Consider the following 24,288-nt stretch of genomic DNA (forward strand, 5'->3'; position numbering starts at 1 on the left):
GGAGTACCCCTCCGGCCGCGTTACGCTGAATGGTCACCCCACTCAGCACACAAAGGTTCGCGAGATGCCTGCCGAAGCCGCCGAGTCTGTGTTCCCGCAGCTCGAAGCTCTCCTCCCGCATGTGCAGAAACCGATCCAGTACGTCGGCGGAGAGCTCAACTCCACGGTCAAGCCGTGGGACAGCTGCGACGTCCGCTGGGCGCTCATGTACCCCGACGCCTACGAGGTCGGACTGCCCAACCAGGGCGTCATGATCCTCTACGAGGTCCTCAACGAACAGGACGGCGTGCTCGCCGAGCGCACCTACAGCGTCTGGCCGGACCTCGAGGCGTTGATGCGGGAGCACGACGTCCCGCAGTTCACGGTCGACAGCCACCGCCCGGTGAAGGCCTTCGACGTGTTCGGCCTGAGCTTCTCCACCGAGCTCGGCTACACCAACATGTTCACCGCCCTGGACCTGGCCGGCATCCCGCTGGAGGCCAAGGACCGCGGCCTCGACGACCCGATCGTCATGGCCGGCGGCCACGCCGCCTTCAACCCCGAACCGATCGCCGACTTCATCGACTGCGCGGTCATCGGCGACGGCGAGCAGGCCGTCCTGGAGGTCACGCGGATCGTCCGCGCCTGGAAGGAGGAGGGCCGCCCCGGCGGCCGCGAGGAACTCCTCTTCCGCCTGGCGAAGACCGGCGGGGTGTACGTCCCCGGCTTCTACGACGTCGAGTACCTCCCCGACGGCCGTATCGCCCGCGTCGTACCGAACAGGTCGGGCGTCCCGTGGCGCGTCTCCAAGCACACGGTCATGGACCTCGACGAGTGGCCCTACCCCAAGCAGCCCCTCGTCCCGCTCGCCGAGACCGTCCACGAGCGCATGTCCGTGGAGATCTTCCGCGGCTGCACCCGCGGCTGCCGCTTCTGCCAGGCCGGCATGATCACCCGCCCGGTCCGGGAGCGCTCGATCACCGGCATCGGCGACATGGTCGACAAGGGACTGAAGGCGACCGGCTTCGAGGAGGTGGGCCTGCTCTCCCTGTCCTCCGCCGACCACTCGGAGATCGGCGACATCGCCAAGGGCCTGGCCGACCGCTACACGGAGGACAAGATCGGCCTCTCCCTCCCCTCCACCCGCGTCGACGCCTTCAACATCGACCTGGCGAACGAGCTGACCCGCAACGGCCGCCGTTCGGGCCTCACCTTCGCCCCCGAGGGCGGCTCGGAGCGCATCCGCAAGGTCATCAACAAGATGGTCTCCGAGGACGACCTCATCCGGACCGTCGCCACGGCCTACGGCAACGGCTGGCGCCAGGTGAAGCTGTACTTCATGTGCGGCCTGCCCACCGAGACCGACGACGACGTCCTGCAGATCGCCGACATGGCCACCCGCGTGATCGCCAAGGGCCGGGAGGTCTCCGGCTCCAACGACATCCGCTGCACGGTCTCCATCGGCGGCTTCGTCCCCAAGCCGCACACCCCCTTCCAGTGGGCCCCGCAGCTCTCCGCCGAGCAGACGGACGAGCGCCTCGCCAAGCTCCGCGACAAGATCCGCGGCGACAAGAAGTACGGCCGCTCGATCGGCTTCCGCTACCACGACGGCAAGCCCGGCATCGTCGAGGGCCTGCTCTCGCGCGGCGACCGCCGCATCGGCGCGGTCATCCGCGCGGTCTACGAGGACGGCGGCCGCTTCGACGGCTGGCGCGAGCACTTCTCGTACGACCGCTGGATGAACTGCGCCGACAAGGCCCTCGCGCAGTTCGGCGTGGACGTCGACTGGTACACCACCCGCGAGCGCACCTACGAGGAGGTCCTCCCCTGGGACCACCTCGACTCCGGCCTCGACAAGGACTGGCTCTGGGAGGACTGGCAGGACGCCCTCGACGAGACGGAGGTCGAGGACTGCCGCTGGACCCCGTGCTTCGACTGCGGCGTGTGTCCTCAGATGGACACGTCCATCCAGATCGGCCCCACCGGCAAGAAGTTGCTGCCGCTGACGGTCAAGAACGCGGCGCCCGCTTCCTGAGCGGTGACGCACGGAAGCCCCCTTCGTGTGCGAAGGGGGCTTCCGTGCGTCACCGGGGCTACGGAAGGTCGCGCCGGTACTGGCGGTGACGGGGGGTGGCGCGGCGGGGCGGCCGGGTCAGGGTGATCTGGCGGACGAGTTGCTGGAAGCAGGCCAGGGCGGCTACGCCCGGGAGAGCCGCGGCGGCGGTGTCGGTGATCGTGCGGGGCGCCTGGGCCACGCAGAGCATCACCGCGACGGTCGAGAAGAGAAGGACGACGAACCACGAGTGCAGCGCCCGTCGTTGGTGCAGTGCCGCGCGGAGGATGGACAACGAGCCCGCCAGCCAGGGGCCGTAGACCAGTACTGGCCACCAGGCCGAGGAACTGCCGTTGCTGTGGGCCGTGGTGACGAGGAGCAGGGGTTCGTAGGTGACGATGCCGCTGAAGACGCTCACCATCGACACGGTGACCGCCGCCAGGGCGGCGATGGCGTAGCTGGCGAGGCGCAGCGCGTCGGGGCGTCTGCGCGGGGGTTTGCGGTGGCCGCGCGGTGCCGCGCGCAGGGGTGGCAGTTCCGCCGTGATCTCCTGCAGGTTGCCCATGGGGCTGCCGGCCGGGGGAGCGGTGATCGAGGTTTCCTCGCGGGGCCCCGGCATGGTGGCCCTGGAGGATTCCTCGCTGCGGGCTTCCTGGAGCAGATAGGCGAGTTCCTCGGCCGGGTCCCAGTGCGGCACGGACGATTCCATGGGTTCCGCGTAGACGAGAGGGTCGTAGCGTTCGTCATTCATGTCAACCGGCCTCGCCGATCCAGTGGTCGGCGAGGCCGGATTTCCACGAATTCCCCCCGTCGGGCCTGATGAGCCCGGGCATGCGTGCCTTCGTCATACAGCGACTAACGGTGGCTGTTTCACTTGGATGCGTGGCGAATGAGTGAACGGCCGTAGGGTAAATTGTTTTACATAAGTCGCGGAATTCTTATGTCCGATCGGCGTTCAGCATATGAGGTAAACAACATCATGAGGGTGGGATCCGGGCGGGCCGGGTCTGCGTCTCCGTAGGTATGGATCTCGAGAAGCCGGCCGGTCCGCCGGCCGCCGCGCCCGCGGGTGAGGGGTGTCTCATCGTGGCGATCCGCATCCCGGTGCGGATCGTGGTGCTGGTGCTGGTCGTGCCGGTGCGGATGGTCTGGGACGTGTTGGTCGTCGCCGGGCGGTTCCTGAACGACACGCTGCTGCGGCCTCTGGGACGGGCGCTGCTGTGGATGGGGCGGGCGGTGTTCGTGTGGCCGTTCGTGGGGTTGTGGCGGTATGTCCTCGTGCCGTCCGGCAAGGGGGTGGCGTGGCTCGGGAAGGTGCTGGTGGTCCTTCCGGCCATCGCGTTCTACCGCCATGTGCTGACTCCCCTCGGTCATGGGGTCGTGTGGCTGTACGCGCGCGTGCTGACGCCGATCGGCCGTGTGCTCGCCGCGATCGGGGCCGGGGTGTGGACGGGAGTGCTGTGGCTGGGGCGGGCGGTGTTCGTGTGGCCGTTCGTGGGGTTGTGGCGGTATGCCCTCGTGCCGCTCGGCAAGGGGGTGGTGTGGCTGGGGCGGTATCTCGTCGTCGTGCCCTCGGCGTGGCTGTACCGGTGGATCCTGACGCCGGTGGGGCGGGCGGTCGCCTGGTGCGCGAAGGGTCTGGTGCGGCTGGTGACGACGATCGTCGCCGGGATCGGCACGGGGCTGTACTGGATCACCCGGATCCTGCTGGTGCTGCCCGCGCTCGCGGTGTGGCGCTGGGTCCTGGTGCCTGTCGGCCGTGTGCTCGCGGTCGTCGCGCGGGAGGCCGGGGCCGCCCTCGGGCATGCCTGGCGCGTCGCCGGGCACATCTCGCTCGCCGTGGGGCGGTTCCTGGGGACGCTCTTTTGGCGGGTGTTCGTGGAGCCGGTGCGGTGGGTGTACCGGAGTGTGCTTACCCCGGTGGGGCACGTGGTGCGCGACACGGTGCTGCGGCCTCTCGGGAATGCCGCCCGCGCGGCGGGCCGGGCCACCCGGCAGGCCCTCGCCGCCGCCCGCGCGTCGGCACGGCGGGCGCGCGCCGACTTCCGCCGGACGCTGCTGGGCGGACCGGCCGCCGAGCCGGTCCGCGAACCGGCCCCTGCGGGAAGGAAACCGCAGCTCACGCACCGGCGGGAACCTACCGGCCCGGAGGCACGTACTCTTGGTGGCAGTACGACCGCTCTCACGAAGGACTGAAGAACACTGGGCAAGCGACAGCCCGAAGGCCCGCCGCCCGCACCCGCGGTGCAGCGCATCCGACTGCGCTACACCAAGCGCGGCCGCCTCCGGTTCACCAGCCACCGTGACTTCCAGCGCGCCTTCGAGCGTGCGCTGCGCCGTGCCGAGGTGCCGATGGCGTACTCGGCGGGGTTCACACCGCACCCGAAGGTGTCGTACGCCAATGCCGCACCCACCGGCACGGGCAGTGAGGCGGAGTACCTGGAGATCGCGCTCACCGAGCCGCGTGACCCCGAGCGGCTTCGGGCCCTGCTCGACGAGTCGATGCCCGCCGGGCTCGACATCGTCGAGGCGGTCGAGGCCCGCACATCGGGTCTCGCCGACCGGCTGACGGCTTCCGTGTGGGAGCTGCGGCTGGACGGCGTCGGCCCCGAGGACGCCCGCCGTGCGGTGGACGTCTTCAACGCGGCCGGGACCGTCGAGGTCCAGCGCCGGACCAAGAACGGCGTCCGCACCTTCGACGCCCGCTCGGCGGTCGTGGGGCTGGAGAGCGCGGAAACGCACTCGTCGCCGGCTGATAGGCCGACCGGCCGGCCCTGTGCGATACTGCGGCTGGTTGTTCGGCACGTGACGCCTGCCGTACGACCCGACGACGTCCTGTCCGGTCTCCGCGCCGTGGCCGACCTGGCGCCGCCGGTCCCCGCAGCGGTGACCAGGCTGGCGCAGGGGCTGCTCGATGAAGAGACCGGCACGGTGACCGACCCGCTCGCGCCCGACCGCGAGGCAGCAGCGACCGAGCCGCAACCGGCCGACGCCACTGCCGCCGCGACGGTGCCGGCGTAAGGAAGGTCCCGCGAAGGGACGGACGTCGTAAGCGCAGCCCTCGAACCCGGGAGCCACCTGGGTCGGGCAGCGCACCGACCAGAAGACTTTCGCCAGGCCGTACGCATTCGGCGTACGGAACCGGCGAGACAGGACACAGAGTGCTCCCGTGCGGCGCCCGCGCCCCGGACGGCGGCGATCGCGCAATGCGCGAGCCGCGGACGTCACCGGCATCGCCGGACCAGGTGCGGCGCCCGGGAGCCCGACGGGAGAAATGCCCGCATGCTCGAACCGATCGAGCCCACCGAGGGCTCCGAACAGAACACCCCCAGCGACACCCTGCCGCCGAGGCGGCGGCGCCGTGCCGCGTCCCGCCCGGCGGGCCCGCCCGCCGGTGCGCCCGACACGACGGCCGAGACCGTCGCGCCGGCCGTACCGGCCGCGGAGGACCCCGAGCCCGATGAGCTCGTGGAGCAGGAGGACGCCGAGGCGGAGCAGGAGACCGAGCCCGTCGAGGCCCCGGCCGCCGCGCCCCGGCGTCGTCGTGTGGTCCGCCGCGCGGTCGCGCCGGCCGGGGCACCGGAGTCGGCGGAGGCCGCCGAGACCGTCGTACCGGCGACGTCCGCCGCGCCCGGGAGCACTCCGGCTCCCGAGCGGCCCGCCGTCGCCGCGGACACGTCCGAGGAGGCGGCTCCGCGCCGTTCCCGGCGTCGGGCGACCCGCAGTGTGACCTCGCCGGAGGCGATCGCCGAAACCCCGGAGACGGCTTCCGGAACCCCGGCGGCTGTTCCCGAGGCCGTGGAAGCCACCGCCGAGGAGGCGGCTCCGCGCCGTTCCCGGCGTCGGGCGACCCGCAGTGTGACCTCGCCGGAGGCGATCGCCGAAACCCCGGAGACGGCTTCCGGAACCCCGGTGGCTGTTCCCGAGGCCGTGGAAACCGCCGCCGAGGAGGCGGCTCCGCGCCGTTCCCGGCGTCGGGCGACCCGCAGTGTGACCTCGCCGGAGGCGATCGCCGAAACCCCGGAGACGGCTTCCGGAACCCCGGCGGCTGTTCCCGAGGCCGTGGAAACCGCCGCCGAGGAGGCGGCCCCGCGCCGTTCCCGGCGCCGGGCCACGCGCAGTGTGACCTCCTCGGAGGCCACCACCGAGACCGCCGAAGTCACCGCCGAGGCACCCGAGGCCGCCGAGACGGTGGAGCCCGCCGCCGGCACGTCCGAGGACGCCGCTCCGCGCCGGACCAGGCGTCGCGCCACGCGGCGTGCCGACGCGCCCGCCGCCGAGGAGGCCCCGGTGACCGAGACCCCCGAGCCCGCGCAGGCCCCCGAGCCCGCGCAGACCTCCGAGACCGGTGCCGACGAGGCCGCTCCGCGGCGCCGGCGCCGGGTGGTCCGTAAGGCCGCCGCCGGCTTCGCCGAGCCCGCCGAGTCCGGCGAGGCGGATTCCTCGCCGCGGCGCCCCGCGCGTCCGGCCGTCGCCGTGTTCCAGCCGCCGGTGTTCACCGAGCCCCGCTTCCAGACCCCGGAGCGGGCCGCCGCCGAAGCGGCCGCCGAGGTCGTCGAACCGGTGGCGGAGCCGGAGCAGACCGAGGAGTTCCCGGAGGAGCAGCCCGCCGCCTCCCGCCGCCGTCGCCGGCGCCGGGGTGCGGGCGACGAGCTCGAGGCCGCTCCCGTGACCCGCGCCGAGGACGAGGCGGAGGAGGCCGAGGAGCAGTCCGAGGACCACGCCGAGGCCGACGACCAGGACGACAGCGAGGCCGCCGGTTCGCGTCGTCGCCGTCGCCGCGGCGGCCGTCGCCGCCGGCGTGGTGACTCCGCCGAGACCGACATCGAGGGCGGCGAGTCCGCGGACGCCGGCGCCGAACAGGCAGCCCAGGACGCCGAGGACACGGCCGAGCAGGTCGAGGAGGACGAGGAGGACGCGGAGGACGACGCCGAGTCGGCCGAGGACCGCGAGGACTCCGGGTCCAGCAGCAGCCGTCGCCGTCGTCGCCGTCGTCGCCGTGCCGGTGACAGCGGCGGCGAGGCCGAGCAGTCCTCCGACGATCCCGAGCGGACCGTCGTCAAGGTCCGCGAGCCGCGTCCGAAGGCCGAGCCGTCGGACGAGGTGCAGTCCATCAAGGGCTCCACGCGTCTGGAGGCGAAGAAGCAGCGCCGCCGCGAGGGCCGTGAGCAGGGCCGCCGCCGGGTGCCGATCATCACCGAGGCCGAGTTCCTGGCCCGCCGTGAGGCCGTCGAGCGCGTGATGGTGGTCCGCCAGCACGGCGACCGTACGCAGATCGGCGTCCTGGAGGACGACGTGCTCGTCGAGCACTACGTCAACAAGGAGCAGGCGACCTCGTACGTCGGCAACGTCTACCTCGGCAAGGTGCAGAACGTGCTGCCGTCGATGGAGGCCGCCTTCATCGACATCGGCAAGGGCCGCAACGCCGTGCTGTACGCCGGTGAGGTCAACTTCGAGGCGCTCGGCATGTCCGGCGGCCCGCGCCGTATCGAGTCCGCGCTGAAGTCGGGGCAGTCGGTCCTGGTCCAGGTCACCAAGGACCCGATCGGGCACAAGGGTGCCCGCCTCACCAGCCAGGTCTCCCTCCCGGGCCGCTACCTCGTGTACGTGCCCGAGGGCTCGATGACCGGCATCAGCCGCAAGCTGCCCGACACCGAGCGGGCCCGGCTGAAGACCATCCTCAAGAAGATCGTCCCCGAGGACGCGGGCGTCATCGTGCGCACCGCCGCCGAGGGCGCGAGCGAGGACGAGCTGCGCCGGGACGTCGAGCGGCTGCAGGCGCAGTGGGAGGAGATCAAGCAGAAGTCCAAGAACGGCGGCGGCAGCGCGCCGACGTTGCTGTACGGCGAGCCGGACATGACCGTCCGGGTCGTGCGGGACATCTTCAACGAGGACTTCACCAAGGTCATCGTCAGCGGTGACGAGGCCTGGGAGACCGTCCACGGGTACGTCGCCCACGTCGCGCCCGACCTGACCGGCCGGCTGCAGAAGTGGACCAGCGAGGTCGACGTCTTCGCCACGTACCGGATCGACGAGCAGCTCGCCAAGGCGCTGGACCGCAAGGTGTGGCTGCCCAGCGGCGGTTCGCTGGTGATCGACCGGACCGAGGCGATGGTCGTCGTCGACGTCAACACCGGCAAGTTCACCGGTCAGGGCGGCAACCTCGAGGAGACGGTCACCAGGAACAACCTGGAGGCGGCCGAGGAGATCGTGCGTCAGCTGCGGCTGCGCGACCTCGGCGGCATCATCGTCATCGACTTCATCGACATGGTGCTGGAGTCCAACAGGGATCTCGTTCTGCGGCGCCTCCTCGAGTGCCTGGGCCGCGACCGTACGAAGCACCAGGTCGCCGAGGTGACCTCGCTGGGCCTGGTCCAGATGACCCGCAAGCGGGTCGGCCAGGGCCTGCTGGAGTCGTTCTCGGAGACCTGCGTCCACTGCAACGGGCGCGGTGTCATCGTGCACCTGGACCAGCCCGCCGCCGGTGGCGGCAAGCGCCGGAAGCGGGCGCGGGCCGGCGCGGCGGAGCAGCCGCACGAGCACGAGGCCGCCGTGGATGTGGAGACGGCCGAGCAGGAGGCGGAGACGGAGACGGCGGCCGAGGTCGCCGCCGAGGCCGCCGAGCCGGTCGCGCTCCCCGCGCCTGAGTTCGTCCCCGACGAGGAGCTGTACAGCAGCGCCGCCGAGGCGGAGGCCGCGGCCACCCGTGGGCGCACGCGCCGCCGGGCGAGCCGGCGGGTGTCGGCCCCGGCGGGCGCGCCGAGGCGGGAGACCGCCAGGGCCGAGCGGCGGAAGGCGGAGGAGAGCGAGCGGGCGGCGGCCGAGGTCCCGACGGCGCAGGACGTGACGGCCGCCGAGGAGGCCGCGCGTCCGGTGCGGCCGGAGCCGGCCGCCGAGGCACTGGCCGAGCCCGCGGCCGTCGAGGACGCGGTGGTCCCCGCGCCGGTCGTCGAGGAGGCCGCGCCGGTCGCCGAGGAGGCCGCGCCCAAGGGCCGTACGCGTCGCCGGGCCACCCGCAAGGTGTCCGCGCCGGCCGGTTCCCCGGCGGGAGCGGAGGCCGCGGTGGTGACGGTCGCGGAGCCCGCGGCCCCGGTCGCCGAGGTGCCCGGGCCGAAGTCCGGGGAGGCCCCGTCCGAGGCGCCCGCCGAGGCCGAGGCCCCGGCCCGCCCGCGCCGCCGCGCGGTGCGCAAGGCGAGCACGTCCACCGCGTCCGAGGACACGGCCGTCGTGGTCGTCCCGTCGGCGCCGGTGGAGGAGCAGGCGCCTGCCGAGAAGCCGTCCGACGAGCCCGCCGAGGAGGCGGAAGCCGCCCCGGCCAAGAAGACCGCCCGCACGGCGGCCAAGAAGGCCACGGCGAAGAAGGCTGCCACGAAGAAGACGGCGGCCAAGAAGACCGCCGCCAAGAAGACGGCGGCCAAGAAGACGGCGGCGAAGACCACCAAGTCGGCCGCCGCCAGGACGACCGCGAAGAAGACGGCGTCGAAGAAGACCGCGGCGGCGGCCCAGCAGCCGCCGTCGTCGGTGACCGCCTCGACGGAGGACTGACCTCCGGATCGTTCGGTGATCGTGATCCGCCCCCGGTTTCCTCCGGGGGCGGATCACTTTTCTGTCATTGGGCGGCCACTGGGGGTTCGAATGCGTGAATGGCCGGTGAATCGTTGTTCCTGCCACGTGGTTATGATGTGCCCAAAGATCTACTGCGAAGTCAGACAAACAGGGGTTTCCTGCCCCTATCAAGGTCCACAGTATTGGGGCGCCACACGTGAAGGCTCTCGTGCTTTCCGGGGGAGCGGGGACCCGCCTCCGTCCGATCACCCACACCTCTGCCAAACAACTCGTGCCGGTCGCCAACAAGCCCGTGCTCTTCTACGGCCTGGAAGCGATCGCCGACGCCGGGATCACCGAGGTCGGGATCATCGTCGGTGACACCGCGGACGAGATCCGCGAGGCGGTGGGGGACGGTTCCCGGTTCGGCATCGAGGTCACCTACATCCCGCAGGAAGCGCCCCTGGGGCTCGCGCACGCCGTGCTCATCGCCCAGGACTTCCTCGGTGACGACGACTTCGTCATGTACCTCGGCGACAACTTCATCGTCGGTGGCATCACCGGCCTGGTGGAGGAGTTCCGCACCGAGCGGCCCGACGCGCAGATCCTGCTGACCAAGGTTCCCAACCCCACCTCCTTCGGTGTCGCCGAACTCGGCGCAGACGGCCGCGTGGTGGGCCTGGAGGAGAAGCCGAAGCAGCCGAAGAGCGATCTGGCCCTCGTCGGCGTCTACCTGTTCACCCCGGCCATACACGAGGCCGTCCGCTCCATCGAGCCGTCCTGGCGCGGCGAGTTGGAGATCACGCACGCCATCCAGTGGCTGATCGACCAGAAGCGGGACGTCCGCTCCACCACGATCTCCGGCTACTGGAAGGACACCGGCAACGTCACCGACATGCTGGAGGTCAACCGGTCCGTCCTGGAGACCCTGGAGCCCCACAGCGCGGGCACGGTGGACGAGGCCAGCGAGATCATCGGCCGGGTGCGCATCGAGGAAGGCGCCCGGGTCAGCGGCAGCCGGATCGTCGGGCCCGCGGTCATCGGCGCCGGTACGGTGGTCAACGACGCGTACATCGGCCCCTTCACCTCGGTGTCCGAGGGCTGCCGGATCGAGGACAGCGAAATCGAGTACTCCATCGTCCTGCGGGGCGCGTCCGTGACCGGTGTGCGCCGGGTGGAGGCCTCGCTCATCGGGCGCGACGTCGAGGTCACGCCCGCTCCCCGTAACCCCAAGGCCCACCGGCTCGTGCTCGGTGATCACAGCAAGGTGCAGATCTCCTCATGACTACCAGGATCCTGGTGACCGGCGGTGCCGGCTTCATCGGCTCGCACTACGTCCGTACGGTGCTCGGCCCCCAGGGCCCCGGTGACGTCGCGGTCACCGTCCTGGACAAGCTGACGTACGCGGGCAACCCGGCCAACCTCGACGAGGTGCGCGAGCACCCCGGGTTCGCCTTCGTGCAGGGCGACATCTGCGACCCGGAGCTGGTCGGCAAGCTGATGGCCGAGCACGACCAGGTGGTGCACTTCGCCGCCGAGTCCCACGTCGACCGCTCCATCGACGGCGGCGCGGAGTTCGTCCGCACGAACGTGGTCGGCACCCACACGCTCGTCGACGCGGCGCACCGGGCCGGCGTCAAGACCTTCGTGCACATCTCCACCGACGAGGTCTACGGCTCGATCGACGAGGGCTCCTGGCCCGAGACCCACCCGCTGGAGCCCAACTCGCCCTACTCCTCGGCGAAGGCGTCCAGCGACCTGATCGCGCTGTCCTACCACCGCACCCACGGCCTGGACGTCCGCGTCACCCGCTGCTCCAACAACTACGGGCACCACCACTTCCCCGAGAAGGTCATCCCCCTCTTCGTCACCAACCTCCTCGACGGCAAGAAGGTCCCGCTGTACGGCGACGGCGGCAACGTCCGCGACTGGCTGCACATCGACGACCACGTCCAGGGCATCGAGCTGGTCCGCACCAAGGGCCGCGCGGGCGAGATCTACAACATCGGCGGCGGCACCGAGCTCTCCAACAAGGAGCTCACCGGGCTGCTCCTGAAGGCGTGCGGTGCCGACTGGGAGACCAGCGTCGAGTACGTCGAGGACCGCAAGGGCCACGACCGCCGCTACTCCGTCGACTGCACCAAGATCCGCGAGGAACTGGGCTACGAGCCCCGCAAGAGCTTCGAGCAGGGCCTCGCCGAAACCGTCCAGTGGTACCGCGACAACCGCACCTGGTGGGAGCCGCTGAAGGAGCGTGCGGCGCTGAGCTGACGCGCCACCCGTCTCGCGCGGGCCCGGGACCGTCCCGGGCCCGTTCAGGCATTTCCCGCGCGTCCCGGATCCCGCCCGGGGCCCGCGCCATCCGGCACGGAGGACAGGAAGAGGGATGAACCCGACAACGGAACAGGTGAACACGCCGGCCGGCTGGCTGGTCACCGGGGCGGGCGGGATGCTCGGCCAGGACGTACTGGCCCGGCTGGCCGCGGCGGGGGAGCAGGCCACCGCCCTGGAGCGGGCGGCGCTGGACCTCACGGACGCCGACGCCGTGCGGCAGGCGCTCGAACACCACCGGCCGGCCGTGGTCGTCAACTGCGCGGCCTGGACCGCCGTGGACGACGCCGAGACCCGCGAGGCCGAGGCGCTCGCGATCAACGGCGACGGCCCGGCCCACCTCGCGGCCGCCTGCGCCCGCACCGGCGCCGTCCTGCTGCACGTCTCCACCGACTACGTCTTCCCCGGTGACGCCACCGCCCCGTACGCCGAGGACGCCCCGACCGCCCCGCGCAGCGCCTACGGGCGCACCAAGCTGGCCGGCGAGCAGGCCGTCCTGAACACCCTCCCGGACCGCGGCTACGTCGTCCGCACCGCCTGGCTGTACGGAGCGGGCGGAGGCAACTTCGTCCGTACGATGATCAAGCTGGAAGGCCTCAAGGACACCCTCGACGTCGTGGACGACCAGCGCGGCCAGCCCACCTGGAGCGCCGACCTGGCCGGCCTGCTGATCGAGCTGGGGCGCGGAGCCCTGGCCGGTACCGCCCCGGCGGGCGTCTACCACGGCACCAGCTCCGGCGAGACCACCTGGTACGGCTTCACCCGCGAGATCTTCCGCCTGCTCGGCACCGACCCGGACCGGGTCCGCCCCACCACCAGCGAGGCGTTCGTCCGCCCCGCCCCCCGCCCGGCGTACAGCGTGCTCGGCCACGAGCGCTTCGCCGCGGCCGGCATCGAACCGCTGCGCGACTGGCGTGCGGCCCTCACCGAGGCGTTCCCGGAGATCCACCGGGTCCACGAGAAGGAGAACCCGGCGTGACAGTCAAGGTCAGCGTCGTCATCGCGGTCTACAACCCGGGCAAGTACGTCGAGGACTGCATCAACGGTCTGCTCCGGCAGAGCCTCACCCCCGACGAGTTCGAGGTCTTCTTCGTCGACGACGGCTCCACCGACGAGACCCCCGCCCGGCTGGACGAACTGGCGGCCGAGCACGCCCACTTCCACGTCGTCCACCAGGAGGCCTCCGGCTGGTCCGGCAAGCCCCGCAACACCGGCATCGACGCCGCCCGGGGCGAGTACGTCATGTTCGTCGACCACGACGACTGGCTCGGCGACGAAGCCCTGGAGCGGATGTACGACTACGGCAAGGCGAACGACGCCGACGTGGTCGTGGGCAAGATGGCGGGCATCGGCCGCCCGGTCCCGCAGGAGCTGTTCCGGGTCAACCGGCCGCGTGCCACGGTGGAGAACGCGCCGCTGATCGACAGTCTCACCCCGCACAAGATGTTCCGGCGGGAGTTCCTCGAGCAGCACGGCATGCGCTTCAAGGAGGGCCGCCGCCGGCTGGAGGACCACGTCTTCGTCGTCGAGGCGTACCTGCGGGCCAGGAGCGTCGCCGTCCTCGGCGACTACCTGTGCTACTACCACATCACCCGTGACGACGGCTCCAACGCCGGCTTCCAGCGCTTCGACCCGGTCGGCTACTTCACCAACCTCCGCGAGGCCCTCGACGTCGTCGAGGAGCTCACCGAGCCCGGTCCGCTGCGCGACAAGCTGTTCAGCCGCTGGCTGCGCAACGAGATGGTCGAGCGGCTGCGCGGAAACCGGCTGCTCAAGCTCCCCGAGGACTACGCCGAGGAGCTGTACCGCGAGATCCGCGGTGTGATCACCGAGCGGTTCGGGCCGGGCGTGTTCGAGCGGGTCGCCCCCACCCAGCGGGTGGTGGCCGGACTGATCGCCGCCGACCTCTACGAGGACGTCCGCGCCCTCGCCCGCTGGGAGGCCGGGATCAAGCCCACCGGCACCCTGTCCTCCCTGGCCTGGGAGGACGGCGTCCTGAACGTCGGCTTCACCTCCGAGTACCAGGTCGACGGCGAGCCGATGACCTTCCGCCGGGACGGCGAGCGCGACCTGCTCGGCCTGCCGCTGTCCGACAAGGCGCTCGAGGCGCTGGCCGGCCAGGACATCACCCTGGAGGCCCCGGTCGGCAGGAGCGACGTGGACCTGGTGGTCCGTCACCGGGAGGACGCCAGGCAGTTCTACCTCCCGGTCGAGTGCGAGCTGCACCGCGTGGACGCGGGGGACGGCTCCTTCCGTCAGCGGATCACCGCGCGCGCCGTTCTCGATCCGGAGACGGCGGCCGCGGGCGAGCCCCTGGACAAGGGCCTGTGGGACCTGCACCTGCGCATCAAGTCCTGCGGCTGGAGCAAGGAGACCCGGCTCGGCGCGGTGCGCGGCGAGGACGTGGACGCCGGGCGGCTGGCCGCGCTCACCGGCGAGCCGAGGCGGCTGGTGCTGCCGTACTGGACCGACGGGCCGGGCAACCTCTCCCTCGACGTGGACCAGCACACGAACAAGCTGGAGCGCGAGGCGGTGGCCCTGATGGACCCGGCCCGGGCCGTGGTCGAGGGCTCGGCCGTACGGCTCCCGCTGCCGCTGCACGGCACGGCGGACGCCGGGGACCCGGTGCGGCTCCGCTTCGAACGCAAGAACGTGGGCAAGTACCCGGCCGACGCCGTGACCGACGGCCGTACGGTGACCGCCACGCTGCCGCTGGACAAGCTCACCGGGAAGCGCTGGGCCGTCCGGATCGGCGTGCCGTCGGCCGGCCGCGGCGAGCCGAAATGGACCCGCCTTCCGGTCGACGTGGTGGTCGCCGAGGACGGCACCGCCCGGGTGATCGACCGGCACACCCCGCCCGCCGGGCGGTCGGCCCCGAAGAAGCCCGCCCAGCCCCGCCCGCTGTGGCGCAGGGCCGCCGGGCGGATCAAGCGCGCACTGATGAACGAGCAGAAGAAGAGCTGAGGACCCCTTCGATGCGACCCCTTTCCCTCTCCGGTGCCTGGGTGCACGAGCCGAAGATCTTCCCCGACGGCCGGGGCAGTTTCCACGAGTGGTTCAAGGCCCCGGTCTTCACCGAGGCGGCGGGCCATCCGCTCACGCTCGCCCAGGCCAACATGTCCGTCTCCAGCCGGGGCACCCTGCGCGGCATCCACTTCGCCGACGTGCCGCCCGGCCAGGCCAAGTACGTCAAGTGCGTGCGCGGCGCGGTCCTCGACGTGATCGTGGACATCCGGACCGGCTCGCCCACCTTCGGCCAGTGGGAGGCGGTCCGCCTGGACGACCGCGACCACCACGCGGTCTACCTCTCCGAGGGCCTGGGCCACGGTTTCATGGCGCTCACCGACGACGCCACCGTGGTCTACCTCTGCTCCGAGGGCTACGCCCCCGAGCGGGAGCACGGCATCCACCCCCTCGACCCGGCCCTGGGCATCGACTGGCCCGCGGACCTCGCTCCGCTCCTCTCCCCCAAGGACGAGCAGGCCCCCACCCTGGCCGAGGCCCGCGACCAGGGCCTCCTCCCCTCCTACGAGGCGTGCGTGGCCTACCGGGAGGGCCTCGGCCGCTGAACCGTCCGGGCGGGACCGGCCCTCCCTCCGGGGGGCCGGTTTGACCCGTTCGGCCACGGCCCCGTAGCCTTGACCGTCGGCGTGTCCATAGGGGCCGCCACATCCCCGTAAACCTTTTCCTTCCGGGTGCTCCGGTGGCCGGAAGAGGTCGTCCGTGTTCCTGGCCGGGCGGCTGGCCTGCGGGGGTGCCGATCTTCGAGTGAGAGTGAGATCCGCGTGTACGCCATCGTGCGCAGCGGTGGTCGGCAGCACAAGGTTGCTGTCGGCGACATCGTTGAGGTTGACAAGATTTCCACTGCCAACGTGGGCGACACGGTCGAGCTCTCGACCCTGCTCGTCGTCGACGGCGACGCTGTGACCAGCGACCCGTGGGTGCTGGCCGGCATCAAGGTCCAGGCCGAGGTCGTGGACCACCACAAGGGCCAGAAGATCGACATTCTGCGCTACAAGAACAAGACCGGCTACCGCCGTCGTCAGGGCCACCGCCAGCAGTACACGGCGATCAAGGTCACTGAGATCCCCGCGGCTGCGAAGTAAGGGACTGAGGAGACATGGCACACAAGAAGGGCGCATCGTCCACCCGGAACGGTCGCGACTCCAATGCCCAGCGGCTCGGCGTGAAGCGCTTCGGCGGTCAGGTCGTCAACGCCGGTGAGATCCTGGTCCGCCAGCGCGGCACCCACTTCCACCCGGGCGCCGGCGTCGGCCGTGGCGGCGACGACACGCTGTTCGCGCTGGAGGCCGGTTCGGTGCAGTTCGGCACCCACCGTGGCCGCAAGGTCGTGAACATCGTCCCGGTCGCCTGACCGGACGCTTTCGCGAGGCGGACCTCACTTCCCCCACGGGAAGCGGGTCCGCCTTTCGCGTGTTAGGCAAGAGACATTCCCGTAGTAACTGGAGGCACATCCCATGACCACCTTCGTGGACCGCGTCGAGCTGCATGTCGCCGCGGGTAGCGGAGGCCACGGCTGTGCCTCCGTCCACCGTGAGAAGTTCAAGCCGCTCGGTGGGCCCGACGGCGGGAACGGCGGGCGCGGCGGCGATGTGATCCTCACCGTCGACCAGTCCGTGACGACCCTCCTCGACTACCACCACTCCCCGCACCGCAAGGCCACCAACGGCAAGCCCGGTGAGGGCGGCAACCGCAGCGGCAAGGACGGCCAGGACCTGGTCCTCCCCGTGCCGGACGGGACCGTCGTCCTCGACAGGGCGGGCAACGTCCTCGCGGACCTGGTCGGGCACGGGACCTCGTACGTCGCCGCCCAGGGCGGACGCGGCGGGCTCGGCAACGCCGCCCTCGCCTCCGCGCGCCGCAAGGCGCCCGGGTTCGCGCTGCTCGGCGTGCCGGGGGACCTGCAGGACATCGTCCTGGAGCTCAAGACCGTCGCCGATGTGGCACTGGTCGGCTACCCGAGCGCCGGCAAGTCGTCGCTGATCTCCGTGCTCAGCGCCGCCAAGCCGAAGATCGCCGACTACCCCTTCACCACCCTCGTCCCGAACCTCGGTGTCGTCACCGCCGGGTCGACCGTCTACACCATCGCCGACGTGCCCGGCCTCATCCCCGGGGCCAGCCAGGGCAAGGGGCTCGGCCTCGAGTTCCTGCGGCACGTCGAGCGGTGCAGCGTGCTCGTGCACGTGCTGGACACCGCCACGCTGGAGTCCGACCGCGACCCCGTCTCCGACCTCGACATCATCGAGGAGGAGCTGCGGCAGTACGGCGGTCTCGGCAACCGCCCGCGCCTCGTCGTCCTCAACAAGATCGACGTCCCCGACGGCAAGGACCTCGCCGAGATGGTGCGCCCCGACCTGGAGGCGCGCGGCTACCGGGTCTTCGAGGTGTCGGCCGTCGCCCACATGGGGCTGAGGGAGCTGTCGTTCGCGCTCGCCGAGCTGGTGGCCGGGGCGCGGGCCGCCAAGCCCAAGGAGGAGGCGACCCGCATCGTCATCCGGCCCAAGGCCGTGGACGACGCCGGCTTCACCGTCACCCGCGAGGACATCGACGGTGAGCCGCTGTTCCGTGTGCGCGGTGAGAAGCCCGAACGCTGGGTGCGCCAGACCGACTTCAACAACGACGAGGCCGTCGGCTACCTCGCCGACCGGCTCAACCGCCTCGGTGTCGAGGCGGAGTTGATGAAGGCCGGTGCCCGGTCCGGTGACGGTGTCGCGATCGGACCCGAGGAGAACGCGGTCGTCTTCGACTGGGAGCCGACCGTCATGGCCGGCGCGGAGATGCTCGGCCGGCGCGGTGAGGACCACCGCTTGGAGGCGCCCCGCCCGGCGGCCCAGCGTCGTCGCGACAAGCAGGCCGAACGGGACGAGTCCGAGCAGGAGTACGACGGCTTCGAGCCGTTCCAGTCGGAGTGACTGCGGGTGAGGTCATGGTGAACACCCGGGCAACCAACGGGTGTTCCGGCCAGTCGTACTGAACGGCAACCCGACCGGTTCTACGACAGGACGCCCGCCATGGCCGCGCCTTCTCCACGCCACAGGAACCTCACCCGCCCCGCACGGATCGCGCTCGCGACCGGCGTGGCCCTCGTCGTCGCCGGCGCCCTCGCGGTGCCCGGCGCGTACGCCGCGCCCGCCGAGGGACCGGCCGCCGGCACCGCACAGCCGCGCGACGACTTCAACGGCGACGGCTACGCGGACCTCGCCGTGGCCGCGCCCGCCGCGACCGTCGCGGGCAAGAAGGGCGCCGGGTACGTCGCCGTGCTGTACGGGTCCGCGAACGGGCTGCGCCCCGCGAGCAAGCAGGTGTTCCACCAGAACACCGCCGGTGTCCCCGGCAGCGCCGAGACGGACGACGAGTTCGGCAGCGCGCTCACCACCGCCGACCTCGACGGGGACGGCTACGCCGACCTCGTCGTCGGCGTCGCCCGCGAGGACACCGAGGACGGAGGAGCCGACGCCGGGCTGGTCGAGGTGCTGTGGGGCGGGCCCCGGGGGCTGTCCGGCGGCACCGCGCTCGCGTCGGGGCACAACGCCCACGACGCGCTCGGTGCCGCCGGCCACCTGACCGTCGGGGACGTCAACGGCGACGGCGGCCCGGACGTGGTGACCGTGGAGAACCTGCACGACCTGCGGATCCTCAAGGGCCCCTTCGGCCGGGACGGCGCCGGCCCGGGCGGCGAGCAGGTGGTGAAGGACGTGTACGACAGCCGCGTCCTCGACCTCGCCGCCGGTGACGTCAACGGCGACGGCCTCACCGACGTCGTCGCCACCGAGAACGACGGCGACGAGTACGACGCCCGCCGGGTCGTGTACTGGCTGGGCGACCGGACCGCGCTCAACCCCTTCACCCTCGTCTACGACATCGACGGCGCCGGCCTGCAGGGCGGCGAGAACCTCGACGTCGGCGACGTGAACGCCGACGGCTACGACGACATCGTGGTCGGCCGGGCCGTGGACGGATACGACAGCGACCTCGACAACCCGTACGTCAAGGGCGGCCGGGTCACCTGGATCCCCGGCACCCCGGAGGGGCCCGACGGGGTGAAGGCCGTCTTCCTCAACCAGGACCGCCCCGGCGTGCCCGGTACCGCCGAGGACGACGACGCCTTCGGCACCGACGTCCACGTCGGCGACGTCGACGGCGACGGCTACCAGGACGTCGTCACCGGAGTGCCCGGCGAGGACCTCGGCAGCGTGTCCGCGGCCGGCGCCGTCGTCGTGCTGCGCGGCACCGCGAACGGGCTCACCGGCGCCGGCGCCCTGACGGTCACCCAGAACACCGCGAACGTGCCGGGCACCGCCGAGAAGAACGACAGGTTCGGCCGGGCCACCCACCTCGGTGACACGAACGGCGACGGACGCGCCGACCTCGCCGTCGGCGCGCCGGGGGAGAACTCCGGTGCCGGGTCGGTGTGGTACTTCCGCTCCTCCCCGACGGCCGTCGCGGGCGGCGCCGGGACCTTCGGCGCGGGCACCCTCGGCACGGTGGCCACCGGGGCCCAGCTGGGCCTCGCCTTCACCGACTGACGGCACGGGCCGCGTCGCCCGTCGCCCGCCGCTCACCCGACGGACCCGTCGTGGCCACGGGATGTTCCCGTACCGCGACGGGTTTCCCGTTGTCCCCCTGCTTGTCATGCACGCGAACCGTGGTGTTCAGCGGACGGACCGCCCGGACCGCGAACTTCCCAGTGTCCGAGCGCCGCACGACGCAGGGGAGTCCGCCGATGACCGGAGCAGTTCAGCCCGACCGCCGCCGTGTCCTGACCGCCGGTGCCGCCGTGCTCGGCGCCGCCGCCTCCGCCCAGCTGTGGCTGCCGGCCACCGCGCGCGCCGCCGAAGCGAAGTTGCCCGACGGCGTGTTCAGCCTGGGCGTGGCCTCCGGCGACCCGCTGCCCGACGGGATCGTCCTGTGGACCCGGCTCGCCCCGGACCCGCTGAACGGCGGCGGCATGCCCGGCCGCACCGTGGCCGTGGAGTGGCAGATCGCCCAGGACGCCCGCTTCAGGAAGGTCGTCCGCCGGGGCGTCGCCCCGGCCCGGCGCACGTACGGGCACAGCGTTCACGTGGACGTACGCGGGCTGCGCCCGGACACCACGTACTGGTTCCGCTTCCGTGCCGGCGGGCAGCTCTCGCGCGTCGGCCGCACCCGTACCGCGCCCGCCCCGCACAGCTTCGGCGGTCGGCTGAAGGTCGCGCTCGCCTCCTGCCAGAACTGGCAGCACGGCTACTTCACCCCGTACGCCGACATGCTGGACCAGGACCCGGACGTCGTGGTGTTCGTCGGCGACTACATCTACGAGTCCACCCCCTCGGCGACCGGCGTACGACGCCACGAGGGCACCGGTGAGCCGTACAGCCTCACCCAGTACCGCAACCGGTACGCCCAGTACCGCTCCGACCCGGACCTCGCGGAGATGCACGCGAACGCACCCTTCGTGGTCACCTTCGACGACCACGAGGTCGACAACGACTTCGCCGGCGAGATCCCGCAGGACCCCGACAAGCAGGCGCACGACCCGTTCGTCGCCCGGCTGACGGCCGCCTACCAGGCGTACTACGAGCACATGCCGGTCCGCGCCACCGCCGTACCCGACGGCCCGCACATCCGCATGCACCGCCGGCTGGACTTCGGCCGGCTCGCCCGGCTCAACGTGCTGGACACCCGCCAGTACCGCAGTGACCAGGCCACCACCCAGGAAGGCGCCCAGGACCCGTCGCTGACCATGCTCGGGGCCGCGCAGAAGCGCTGGCTGGTCGACGGGCTGCGCCACTCGCCCGCCCGCTGGAACCTGATCGCCTCCCAGATCATGATGGCCGAGACCGACCTCCAGGTCGGCGAGGGCAAGCTCTGGTTCTACGACGCCTGGGACGGCTACCAGGCCGAACGAGGCGCCCTGCTCCAGGAGCTCCGCCGGGTCAGCAACCCCGTCGTGCTCACCGGCGACCGCCACCTGACGATGATCAGCGACCTCAAGGCGGACTTCGCCGACCCCGGGTCGGCGGTCGTGGGCGCCGAGTTCGTCGGCACGTCCATCTCCAGCAACGGCGACCAGGACCACGCCGCGTTCCGCGCGCAGTGGGACCCGCGACGCGCGGACAACCCGCACTGGAAGCTGCTCGACGCCCACCGCGGCTACCACCTGTTCGACATCCGCCGTGAGGGCATCGACGCGAGCGTGCGGGTGGTGGACACCGTGGTGAAGCCGCAGGCCACGCCGAGCACCCTGGCCAGGCTGCGGGTCGAGGCCGGACGCCCCGGCGTGCACCTCGTCTGAGCCCGCCGCACGACGGGAGGAGCCCGGCACTCAGGTGGGTCCCAGGCTCCTCTCACGGCATCCTCAGCGAGCCGTCCTACCGTGCCTCGGCATGGACACGGACTGTACGAGAGAAGAACTTCCGGCCGCCGACGCCGCGATCCCCCCGCTGCCCGCCGGCACCCGGCTGCTGCACATCGGTCCGCACAAAACCGGCACCACCGCCGTCCAGGGCGCGCTGTTCGCCGCGAAGGAGGAGATGGCGCGGCACGGCGTCGACTTCCCGGCGCACAGCCGGCACCCGATCGAGGCAGTCCTCGCCGCCTGCGCCCGGCCCGCGATGATGGGGGACACCGCCCCCACCGAGCGCCACTGGCAGCGGCTGCTGGACCAGGTGCGGGCCACCGGGCGGCGCACCTCCGTGATCAGCAGCGAGTTCTTCGCCGACGCCGAGGACGGGACGGCGATCGCCCGGATCGTCGAGCAGCTCGGCGCCGACCGCGTGCACGTCCTGGTCACCCTGCGGCCCCTGGCGCGGATCCTGCCCTCGCAGTGGCAGCAGTACGTGCAGAACGGGTTGCGGCTGGGCTACGAGCCGTGGCTGGAGCACATGCTCCGCCGGCCCCCGTACGACCGGCCCACCCCCAGTTTCTGGCGGCGGCACCGGCACGACCGGCTGGTCGAGCGGTGGGTCGAGGCGACCGGCCCCGACCGGGTGACCGTCGTCGTGGTCGACGACCGCGACCGGGACGCGCTGATGCGCACCTTCGAGGCGCTGCTTGGGCTGCCCGAGGGGCTGCTGCGGCCGGTCCCGGAGACCGCGAATCGTTCCCTCACCCTCGCCGAGACCGAAATGCTGCGGAATCTTAACAAGGAATTCCGCGGCAATGAGCTTCCGGAAGAGCTGTATTCGAGTCTGGTGCGGCACGGCGCGATCGCGCATATGAAGAACTCGTGCAGCCCCGCCCCGCGGGACGTGAAGATCCGTACCCCGCGATGGGCCCTGGAGGCCGCCGCCGGGATCGGCGCCGAGACGGCCGCGCGCATCGGCTCCATGGGCGTACGGGTCCTCGGCGACCCGGAGTCACTGTCCCGCGTACCGGCGTCCGCAGGGCCGGCGGGCGAGCCGCGGCTCGCTCCCGAGGTGGCCGCGCAGGCCCTGTTCGGGATGCTCGCCACGGTCGCCGCGACGAACGGCACCGACAAGGGGCGTACCGTTCACCGGACATCGTCGAAGGAACTCGTGAAGGTCCTCGGTCACCGCTGCCTGAAACGGTTGCGCCTGCGCTGAGCCGACCGGGTGGTGTCACGCCTGTCACGCACAGCAATGGCATAACTCCTGTGGAGTTACTCACAAGAATTCACGGTGCGTCCCGGGAACCCCCACCGGGCGCCCGGAGTCGTAGGTGAATGACAGGTGGCGCGCACATATGCGGCGGAGGTCGCTCACCTTGCACTGCGGTAACCACAAGTGGGACCATTTCGAAGTTCCCTGTCGCCCCAAGGTAGGTCACCTGTGTCCCAGCACATAGCCAAGCCCCGTACCACCGCAGTGATCCTGGCCGGCGGTACCGGTCAGCGGGTGGGTCTGTCGATCCCCAAGCAGCTGCTGAAGATCGCCGGCAAGGCAGTCATCGAGCACACCCTGACCACCTTCGAGAAGGCCGACTCGATCGACGACATCATCGTGCTGATGGCGCCGGGATACGTGCCCGAGATCGAGAAGATCGTCGCCAAGGCCGGGTTCACGAAGGTCACCAAGGTCATCGAGGGCGGCGCGACCCGGAACGAGACCACCGAGCGGGCCATCGCCGCGCTCGGCGAGGGCCTGGCCGAGGGCGAGGACCGCAACGTCCTCTTCCACGACGCCGTGCGCCCCCTGCTGTCGCAGCGCGTCATCGACGACTGCGTGACCGCGCTGGAGCGCTTCCAGGCCGTCGACGTGGCCATCCCGTCCGCGGACACCATCATCGTCACGCGCACGCACGGCGAGGACGGCGAGTTCATCACCGAGATCCCGGACCGCTCCCGGCTGCGCCGCGGCCAGACCCCGCAGGCCTTCAAGCTGTCCACCGTCCGCCGCGCCTACGAGGTCGCCGCCGGCGACCCCAACTTCCAGGCCACGGACGACTGCTCGGTCGTGCTCAAGTACCTGCCGGACGTGCCGATCCACGTCGTGGCGGGCGACGAGTACAACATGAAGGTCACCCAGCCGGTCGACGTCTTCATCGCCGACAAGCTCTTCCAGCTGGCCTCCACCGCCACGCCCGAGCAGGTCTCCGAGGAGACCTACCGCGAGCTGCTCACCGGCAAGACGATGGTGGTCTTCGGCGGTTCGTACGGCATCGGCCAGGACATCGCCCAGCTCGCCGAGTCCTACGGCGCCACCGTCTACGCGCTGGGCCGCTCCACCACCGGCACCCACGTGGAGAACCCGGAGGAGGTCGACGACGCGCTGTCCAAGGCGTACGGCGAGACCGGCCGCATCGACTACGTCGTCAACACCGCGGGCGTGCTGCGCATCGGCAAGCTCGCCGAGACCGACAACGCCACCATCGAGGAGGCGCTGAAGGTCAACTACCTGGCCCCGGTGCAGATCGCCCGCTCGGCCTACAAGTACCTCGCCGAGACCAACGGTCAGCTGCTGCTGTACACCTCCAGCAGCTACACCCGGGGGCGCGCCGAGTACAGCCTGTACTCCTCGACCAAGGCCGCGATGGTGAACCTCACCCAGGCCCTGTCCGACGAGTGGGCCGGTGACGGCGTCCGGGTGAACTGCATCAACCCGGAGCGCACCGCCACGCCGATGCGCACCAAGGCCTTCGGGCAGGAGCCGGCGGGCAGCCTGCTGTCCTCCGAGGCGGTGGCCCGGACCTCGCTGGACGTGCTGTTGTCCGAGCTCACCGGCCATGTCATCGACGTGCGGCAGCAGGACCCGACGGCGGGTGCGGCGCGGGCCACCGGGTTCGAGCAGGCGCTGGCGTCGGTGTTGGACCGTCAGGACGGCGTGTAATAATTGCCGCTAAATAATCTTCCGTAATTCAGGCCTCCGTGGCCTCCTGTTCACGCGATTAGTCGACGGGAGTTCGCGGGGGCCTGAATCCGT

Annotated in this window: 17 protein-coding genes; 16 read left to right on the plus strand and 1 reads right to left on the minus strand. The window is 71.5% G+C overall.

Going from position 1 to position 24,288, the window contains the following annotated elements; all coding sequences use genetic code 11:
• Positions 1-64 precede the first annotated feature (64 nt).
• Positions 65-2,014: a TIGR03960 family B12-binding radical SAM protein gene (locus ACH4VX_RS00280; protein ID WP_398364573.1), complete on the plus strand. Its 1,950-nt coding sequence runs from the start codon at positions 65-67 to the stop codon at positions 2,012-2,014.
• A gap of 58 nt (positions 2,015-2,072) precedes the next feature.
• On the opposite strand, the gene ACH4VX_RS00285 is transcribed toward ACH4VX_RS00280, so the two are convergent.
• Entirely contained in the window at positions 2,073-2,783 is a 711-nt protein-coding gene (locus ACH4VX_RS00285; RefSeq protein WP_398364575.1) for a DUF2637 domain-containing protein, read from the minus strand.
• Between the two features lie 272 nt (positions 2,784-3,055).
• Here ACH4VX_RS00285 and ACH4VX_RS00290 point away from each other — a divergent pair, with 272 nt between their 5' ends.
• From ACH4VX_RS00290 to ACH4VX_RS00360, 15 genes are all read left to right on the plus strand, one after another.
• Positions 3,056-4,228, plus strand: a complete 1,173-nt coding sequence (locus ACH4VX_RS00290) for a hypothetical protein (RefSeq protein ID WP_398364576.1) — start codon at positions 3,056-3,058, stop codon at positions 4,226-4,228.
• A 48-nt stretch (positions 4,229-4,276) separates the two neighbouring features.
• On the plus strand, positions 4,277-5,053 hold the full coding sequence (locus ACH4VX_RS00295) for a TIGR03936 family radical SAM-associated protein (RefSeq protein WP_398364578.1): 777 nt from the start codon (positions 4,277-4,279) through the stop codon (positions 5,051-5,053).
• A gap of 261 nt (positions 5,054-5,314) precedes the next feature.
• Entirely contained in the window at positions 5,315-9,577 is a 4,263-nt protein-coding gene (locus tag ACH4VX_RS00300; protein ID WP_398364580.1) for an Rne/Rng family ribonuclease, read from the plus strand.
• A 217-nt stretch (positions 9,578-9,794) separates the two neighbouring features.
• Positions 9,795-10,862, plus strand: coding sequence for a glucose-1-phosphate thymidylyltransferase (locus ACH4VX_RS00305; RefSeq protein WP_398364581.1), 1,068 nt, complete (start codon positions 9,795-9,797; stop codon positions 10,860-10,862).
• Entirely contained in the window at positions 10,859-11,848 is a 990-nt protein-coding gene (gene rfbB / locus ACH4VX_RS00310) for a dTDP-glucose 4,6-dehydratase (protein ID WP_398364583.1), read from the plus strand. Before ACH4VX_RS00305 ends, rfbB begins: the two co-directional genes overlap by 4 nt.
• Before the next feature lie 115 nt (positions 11,849-11,963).
• Entirely contained in the window at positions 11,964-12,887 is a 924-nt protein-coding gene (rfbD, locus tag ACH4VX_RS00315) for a dTDP-4-dehydrorhamnose reductase (RefSeq protein WP_398364585.1), read from the plus strand.
• Positions 12,884-14,872: a glycosyltransferase family 2 protein gene (locus ACH4VX_RS00320; protein WP_398364587.1), complete on the plus strand. Its 1,989-nt coding sequence runs from the start codon at positions 12,884-12,886 to the stop codon at positions 14,870-14,872. The genes rfbD and ACH4VX_RS00320 overlap by 4 nt, the downstream gene beginning before the upstream one ends.
• Positions 14,873-14,883: 11 nt before the next feature.
• Complete coding sequence (gene rfbC / locus ACH4VX_RS00325; RefSeq protein WP_398364588.1) at positions 14,884-15,477, plus strand: dTDP-4-dehydrorhamnose 3,5-epimerase; 594 nt, start codon at positions 14,884-14,886, stop codon at positions 15,475-15,477.
• Positions 15,478-15,693: 216 nt separating this feature from the next.
• On the plus strand, positions 15,694-16,014 hold the full coding sequence (rplU, locus tag ACH4VX_RS00330; protein ID WP_033525816.1) for a 50S ribosomal protein L21: 321 nt from the start codon (positions 15,694-15,696) through the stop codon (positions 16,012-16,014).
• A 14-nt stretch (positions 16,015-16,028) separates the two neighbouring features.
• Complete coding sequence (rpmA, locus tag ACH4VX_RS00335) at positions 16,029-16,283, plus strand: 50S ribosomal protein L27 (RefSeq protein ID WP_003990207.1); 255 nt, start codon at positions 16,029-16,031, stop codon at positions 16,281-16,283.
• Between the two features lie 103 nt (positions 16,284-16,386).
• Complete coding sequence (obgE, locus tag ACH4VX_RS00340) at positions 16,387-17,841, plus strand: GTPase ObgE (protein ID WP_398364591.1); 1,455 nt, start codon at positions 16,387-16,389, stop codon at positions 17,839-17,841.
• 99 nt (positions 17,842-17,940) lie between these two features.
• A complete protein-coding gene (locus ACH4VX_RS00345; RefSeq protein WP_398364592.1) occupies positions 17,941-19,455 on the plus strand; it encodes an FG-GAP-like repeat-containing protein in 1,515 nt (504 codons plus the stop codon).
• Between the two features lie 197 nt (positions 19,456-19,652).
• Complete coding sequence (locus ACH4VX_RS00350) at positions 19,653-21,203, plus strand: alkaline phosphatase D family protein (RefSeq protein WP_398364594.1); 1,551 nt, start codon at positions 19,653-19,655, stop codon at positions 21,201-21,203.
• Between the two features lie 91 nt (positions 21,204-21,294).
• Positions 21,295-22,473 carry a hypothetical protein gene (locus ACH4VX_RS00355; protein ID WP_398364596.1) on the plus strand — a complete coding sequence of 393 codons (1,179 nt, stop codon included), beginning with the start codon at positions 21,295-21,297 and terminating at the stop codon, positions 22,471-22,473.
• Positions 22,474-22,698: 225 nt separating this feature from the next.
• Positions 22,699-24,195, plus strand: coding sequence for a D-ribitol-5-phosphate cytidylyltransferase (locus tag ACH4VX_RS00360; RefSeq protein WP_398364598.1), 1,497 nt, complete (start codon positions 22,699-22,701; stop codon positions 24,193-24,195).
• Positions 24,196-24,288: the final 93 nt, after the last annotated feature.

Origin of the sequence: Streptomyces sp. NPDC020731, assembly GCF_044334705.1 — a bacterium.
Lineage (GTDB): Bacteria > Actinomycetota > Actinomycetes > Streptomycetales > Streptomycetaceae > Streptomyces.

Bases quoted from the DNA above. Each gene is read 5' to 3' on its own strand.
- ACH4VX_RS00300 (WP_398364580.1), top strand. From the start codon at position 5,315: ATGCTCGAACCGATCGAGCCCACCGAGGGCTCCGAACAGAACACCCCC.
- rfbD (WP_398364585.1), top strand. From the start codon at position 11,964: ATGAACCCGACAACGGAACAGGTGAACACGCCGGCCGGCTGGCTGGTC.
- ACH4VX_RS00350 (WP_398364594.1), top strand. From the start codon at position 19,653: ATGACCGGAGCAGTTCAGCCCGACCGCCGCCGTGTCCTGACCGCCGGT.
- rfbB (WP_398364583.1), top strand. From the start codon at position 10,859: ATGACTACCAGGATCCTGGTGACCGGCGGTGCCGGCTTCATCGGCTCG.
- ACH4VX_RS00355 (WP_398364596.1), top strand. From the start codon at position 21,295: ATGGACACGGACTGTACGAGAGAAGAACTTCCGGCCGCCGACGCCGCG.
- rfbC (WP_398364588.1), top strand. From the start codon at position 14,884: ATGCGACCCCTTTCCCTCTCCGGTGCCTGGGTGCACGAGCCGAAGATC.
- obgE (WP_398364591.1), top strand. From the start codon at position 16,387: ATGACCACCTTCGTGGACCGCGTCGAGCTGCATGTCGCCGCGGGTAGC.
- ACH4VX_RS00280 (WP_398364573.1), top strand. From the start codon at position 65: ATGCCTGCCGAAGCCGCCGAGTCTGTGTTCCCGCAGCTCGAAGCTCTC.
- ACH4VX_RS00290 (WP_398364576.1), top strand. From the start codon at position 3,056: ATGGATCTCGAGAAGCCGGCCGGTCCGCCGGCCGCCGCGCCCGCGGGT.
- ACH4VX_RS00345 (WP_398364592.1), top strand. From the start codon at position 17,941: ATGGCCGCGCCTTCTCCACGCCACAGGAACCTCACCCGCCCCGCACGG.
- ACH4VX_RS00285 (WP_398364575.1), bottom strand. From the start codon at position 2,783: ATGAATGACGAACGCTACGACCCTCTCGTCTACGCGGAACCCATGGAA.
- rpmA (WP_003990207.1), top strand. From the start codon at position 16,029: ATGGCACACAAGAAGGGCGCATCGTCCACCCGGAACGGTCGCGACTCC.